This is a genomic window from Halobacterium bonnevillei, from assembly GCF_009831555.1.
In the GTDB taxonomy this organism is placed as follows: domain Archaea; phylum Halobacteriota; class Halobacteria; order Halobacteriales; family Halobacteriaceae; genus Halobacterium; species Halobacterium bonnevillei.
In genome coordinates, this window is the sequence record NZ_WUUU01000215.1 from 1 (window position 1) to 4,358 (window position 4,358).

A 4,358-nucleotide genomic window follows, 5' to 3' on the forward strand; every position below is an offset into this window, starting at 1 on the left:
GAGCCTGCCGGGACTCGTCCTGTGGTATCTCACCCACTGGCTGCCGAACTCGGAGTTGACCCGGACCTCTATCCCCGGGTGCTGGCGTGGTGTCTCGGCGGCGTCGGCGCCATGTTCGCGTTCACCCTCCTGCGCGTAGCCCACCCGGGCGTGGACGTGGACTGGTCGCTGGGCACGCAGGCCATCGCCGTCGCGCTCGGCTCCATCGGCGGCCTCGCCATCGGCATCCGGGAAGCGGAGGCGGAGACGCGCGCGGACGAACTGCAGCGCCAGAACGAACGCCTCGACGAGTTCACGAGCATCGTCAGCCACGACCTCCGGGCCCCCTTGAACGTCGCGGATGGCCGCCTCCAGCTCGCGCGCGGAGAGGTCGACAACGAGAACCTCCAGGACGTCGCCGACGCGCACGACCGCATGGCGGACCTCATCGACGACCTGCTGTCGCTGGCGCGACAGGGCGAGTCCATCGACGACCCCGAAGCGGTCGCGCTCCCGGACCTCGTCGAGGAGTGCTGGGCGGGCGTCTCGACTGCCGACGCGACCGTCGAGACGACCGCGGACTGCGTCGTGGTCGCCGACAGGTCCCGCCTCCGGCAGCTCCTCGAGAACCTCCTCCGGAATGCGGTGGAGCACGGTGGTGACGGCGTCGCTGTCACGGTCGGTCCGCTGGACGCCGGCGACGGCTTCTACGTCGCGGACGACGGTCCGGGCATCCCGGACGAAGACAGGGAGACTGTCCTCGAGCACGGGTACTCATCGGCCCGGAACGGCACCGGCTTCGGCCTCGCTATCGTCGACCGAATCAGCGACGCCCACGGGTGGACGCTGGCGGTCACGGACAGCGAGGACGGCGGCGCGCGCTTCGAGTTCTCGGACGTCGCGTTCGCCGACGGCCGCGAGCGTCGTGACTGAATCCGGGAGGACGCGCCGTCGGTAGCGCCACGTTTTTCCACGCGCTGGCCGAATCCGGGGGTATGCCGAAGCAGGTGGACGACCCGGACTACCACCACGAGAACCACACCGCCGCGCAGACCTGCGGGTGGACGGCGAACGCGCTCCGCGGCGAGGGCACCTGCTACAAGCACGCCTTCTACGGGATCCGGTCGCATCGCTGCATCCAGATGACGCCGGTCGTGCGGTGCAACGAGCGCTGCGTGTTCTGCTGGCGGGACCACGCCGGCCACACGTACGAACTCGACGGCGTAGAGTGGGACGACCCGGAGGCGGTGGTGGACGCCTCGATTTCGCTCCAGAAGAAACTGCTCTCGGGGTTCGGCGGGAACGACGAGGTCCCCAGAGCGCGCTTCGACGAGGCGATGGAGCCGCGCCACGTCGCAATCTCGCTGGACGGCGAACCGACGCTGTACCCGTACTTGCCCGAGTTGCTGGAGGCGTTCCACGACCGCGGCCTGACGACGTTCCTGGTGTCGAACGGCACCCGCCCCGAGGTGCTGGCGGAGTGCGACCCGACGCAGCTGTACGTGTCCGTTGACGCGCCGGAGCGAGCGACGTTCGACGACGTGGTCGGCGCGACGGAGGACGACGCGTGGGAGAAACTCGTGGACGCGATGGACGTCCTCTACGAGAAGGACGAGACGCGGACCGTCCTGCGGACGACCCTCGTCGGCGGAGAGAACATGGCGAACCCGGACTGGTACGCGGGATTCTACGACCGCGCGGACCCGGACTTCGTGGAACTGAAGGCGTACATGCACGTCGGCGACTCCAGGGACCGCCTCGACCGCGAGGCGATGCCGGACCACGAGGACGTCCTCGCGTTCGCCGAGGCCGTGCAGGCGAACATGCCCGAGCACTCGGTCCTGAAGCACCAGGAAGTGTCCAGGGTGGCGCTGTTGGCACGGGACCACGACACCTGGGTGCCGAAACTCGAAGCGGACTCGGAGTTCTGGGCGGACGCAACTGCGGACTGACCCCCACTCCAAACGCTCCCCAATTACGGAACGCATTCCACTTCCGGTATTCTTATGCGGGGCGCTGTAGTACTCCCAGCTATGTCGAAAGCCACGGGCACGCGCGAGGTCGGGTTCGACGAGCTCGCCGTGCTGAAACTGCTCGCGCTCGACGGCGCGCGCCGCGGCGAAGTAAAGGTCTCCTGCGGGGACCTCGCGGACCGCCTCGACGCCTCGAACCAGACGGCCTCCCGGCGCCTCCAGGCGCTCGAGGAGTCCGAGCTGGTGGAGCGCGACCTCGTCAACGACGGCCAGTGGGTCGCCATCACGGACACCGGCGAGCGCACGCTCGAACGCGAGTACGAGGACTACCGGCGCATCTTCGAGGACGCCGGCGAACTCGACCTCGCCGGCACCGTCACCAGCGGCATGGGCGAGGGCCGCCACTACATCAGCCTCCCCGGCTACATGCGGCAGTTCGAGGCGAAACTCGGCTACGAGCCGTACCTCGGCACGCTGAACGTCGAACTCGACCAGGAGAGCCAGCGCGCTCGCTCCGCGCTGGAGGCGATGGACGGCGTCCGCATCGAGGGCTGGGAGGACGAGGAACGCACGTACGGCCCGGCGACCTGTTACCCAGCGGCCGTCGAGAACGACGACGGCAAAACGTTCTCGCCCGTCCACGTCATCGTCCCTGACCGCACCCACCACGACGAGAGTCAGGCGGAACTCATCGCGCCCGAGAAACTCCGCGAGGAACTGGGCCTGCTGGACGACGACGAGGTGACCATCCATGTCGAAGAGCAGTAACGTCGCCCGCGTCGAGGCCGCCGTCGAGGCATTCGCGGCAGGCGACCCCGTGCTCGTCCACGACGCCGCCGACCGCGAAGGGGAAGTCGACCTCTTCTACCCCGCCGGCGCCGTCACCCCCGACGCCGTCGCGCGCCTCCGGAACGACGCCGGCGGCCTCGTCTGCGTTGCGGTCTCCAGCGACGTCGCGGACGCTTTCGACCTCCCGCTGCTCGGCGACGTCATCGACCACCCGGTCGCCGACCACGGCCACCTCGGCTACGACGAGCGCTCGTCGTTCTCGCTGCCCGTGAACCACCGCGACACGTACACCGGCATCACGGACGACGACCGCTCGCGCACGATCACGGAACTCGCTCGCGCTGCCTCGGACCCCGCGAGCGTCGACTTCGCGTCGGAGTTCCGCGCCGAAGGCCGCCAGAAGTACGAGGACGCGGGCGCTGACCGCGTACTGGACTCCGTGAACGACCTGCCGGACGTCGTCTCCTCGGAGTAGGTACCCGCGTTCGGTCGGCTGGTGGACTGTCTCGCGGCGAGTCGACGAACCACGACACACCAGCCCGTGCGTGGGTCACGCAATTCTTAACCGGTCGCCGGGCGACGATAGGGTATGCGAATCGCGTTACTCGGCGGGACAGGCGACATCGGCGAAGGGCTGGCGCTCCGGTGGGCCTACGACACCGACCACGAGGTCGTCGTCGGATCACGGGACCCGGAGCGAGCGCGCGCGAAGGCCGAGGAGTACGAGACGGAACTGGACAGCCGCGGCGTCGAGAAGAAGATCACGGGGTTCGAGAACGCGATGGCGGCGGACCGAGCGGACGTCGTCGTGCTGGCGGTGCCGCCGTACCACGTCGCCGACGTGGTCGAGGAGGTGGCCGACCGCCTCGACGACGACGTCCTCCTGGTGTCGCCGGCGGTCGGGATGCAGAAGGGCGCGGGCGGCTTTCGCTACAACCCGCCGAGTGCGGGGAGCGTCACGGAACTCGTCGTCGAAACCGCGCCCGACGACGTCACCGTGATCGGCGCGTTCCAGAATCTCTCGGCGGACCGGCTCGCGAACCTCGACGTCGAGCTCTCCCTGGACACGCTGGTCGTCGGGGACGACGAGGACGCCAAGCGCAACGTCGCCGCGCTCGCGGAGGGCATCGAGGGACTGCGGGCGCTCGACGCCGGCCCGCTAGCGAACGCCGCGGAGGTCGAGTCGCTGACGCCGCTGCTCATCAACCTCGCCATCCACAACGACGGCCTACACGACGTCGGCGTCACCTTCGAGTGACGCGTCGCGAGCGTCCCCGGTAGCGGCATCGTCGTCGGTGTCGTCACCGGTGCCATCGCCGATGGCCGCCTCGTCGGCGCCATCGTCGGTTGCGGCGACTGGGGCTTCGTCGTCCGGCGCCCGCGTTTCGCCGCGCTCCAGCGACGCGACAGTCCTGAACTTCTCGAGGAGGTCGGCGGCGTCCGCTGCGAGGACGCGGACCATCGGTTCCTTCCCGACGGCGCCACGGTCGATGACTGCGTCCGGCGCGCGTTCGCGGCCGCTCATGGCCTCGCTGGCCGTCCAGTCCATCGTCCCGTCGGCGTCCGCGGGTTCGTCGGTCCGCGTCGACGATTTCGACGTCCCAGCGGGCACGCAGC

At 69.4% G+C, this 4,358-nt stretch carries 5 protein-coding genes and 1 pseudogene; 5 read left to right on the top strand and 1 reads right to left on the bottom strand.

Annotated elements, in window-relative coordinates; translation table 11 throughout:
- The 5 genes and pseudogenes from GRX66_RS16870 to npdG all read left to right on the top strand — a co-directional run.
- On the top strand, positions 1-912 hold a 912-nt coding region (locus GRX66_RS16870), incomplete at its 5' end, for a sensor histidine kinase (protein ID WP_159527556.1).
- Positions 913-974: 62 nt separating this feature from the next.
- Positions 975-1,931: a 4-demethylwyosine synthase TYW1 gene (gene twy1 / locus GRX66_RS16875; protein ID WP_233745607.1), complete on the top strand. Its 957-nt coding sequence runs from the start codon at positions 975-977 to the stop codon at positions 1,929-1,931.
- A gap of 81 nt (positions 1,932-2,012) precedes the next feature.
- Positions 2,013-2,720 carry a DUF120 domain-containing protein gene (locus tag GRX66_RS16880; protein ID WP_159527557.1) on the top strand — a complete coding sequence of 236 codons (708 nt, stop codon included), beginning with the start codon at positions 2,013-2,015 and terminating at the stop codon, positions 2,718-2,720.
- Positions 2,704-3,135 (top strand): annotated as a pseudogene (locus tag GRX66_RS16885) (3,4-dihydroxy-2-butanone-4-phosphate synthase); the annotation flags it as partial. The gene GRX66_RS16880 and the pseudogene GRX66_RS16885, both read left to right, overlap by 17 nt.
- A gap of 195 nt (positions 3,136-3,330) precedes the next feature.
- Positions 3,331-3,999, top strand: a complete 669-nt coding sequence (gene npdG, locus GRX66_RS16890) for an NADPH-dependent F420 reductase (RefSeq protein WP_159527559.1) — start codon at positions 3,331-3,333, stop codon at positions 3,997-3,999.
- Here npdG and GRX66_RS19635 read toward each other — a convergent pair.
- The coding region (locus GRX66_RS19635) for a thiamine-phosphate synthase family protein (RefSeq protein WP_325064173.1) at positions 3,970-4,358 on the bottom strand (389 nt) is incomplete at its 5' end. The two genes, npdG and GRX66_RS19635, sit on opposite strands and share 30 nt — an antisense overlap.

Bases quoted from the DNA above. Each gene is read 5' to 3' on its own strand.
- npdG (WP_159527559.1), top strand. From the start codon at position 3,331: ATGCGAATCGCGTTACTCGGCGGGACAGGCGACATCGGCGAAGGGCTG.
- GRX66_RS16880 (WP_159527557.1), top strand. From the start codon at position 2,013: ATGTCGAAAGCCACGGGCACGCGCGAGGTCGGGTTCGACGAGCTCGCC.
- twy1 (WP_233745607.1), top strand. From the start codon at position 975: ATGCCGAAGCAGGTGGACGACCCGGACTACCACCACGAGAACCACACC.